We start from the raw sequence: 290 nt of genomic DNA on the forward strand, positions 1-290 counted from the left end.
ACAACGCCAAACCAAGGGCGTGGCGGTGGATTGTTAGGTAAAGTCGGTAAAGGTGCAAAGAGCATCGGAAAACGTATCCCTATTCTCGGTACAGCAATAGCAGGTACAGAACTGCTAGGCATGAATAATGACAATAAAGGCGAGAAGATCGGTGGATTTGTCGGGAATCTAGGCGGTGGTATCGGTGGTGCTGCACTAGGTACATTGATCGCCCCTGGAATCGGAACAGCGATCGGGGGAGTATTAGGCAGCATCTTTGGCGGTGATCTCGGTAACTGGATCGGTAAGAT

Annotated in this window: 1 pseudogene; it reads left to right on the plus strand. The window is 50.3% G+C overall.

The window, feature by feature from the left end:
- A pseudogene (locus R0K30_RS21570) lies at positions 1 to 290 on the plus strand (hypothetical protein); the annotation flags it as partial.

It is taken from the genome of Bacillus sp. SIMBA_154 (assembly GCF_046536015.1).
GTDB lineage: Bacteria > Bacillota > Bacilli > Bacillales > Bacillaceae > Bacillus > Bacillus pumilus_P.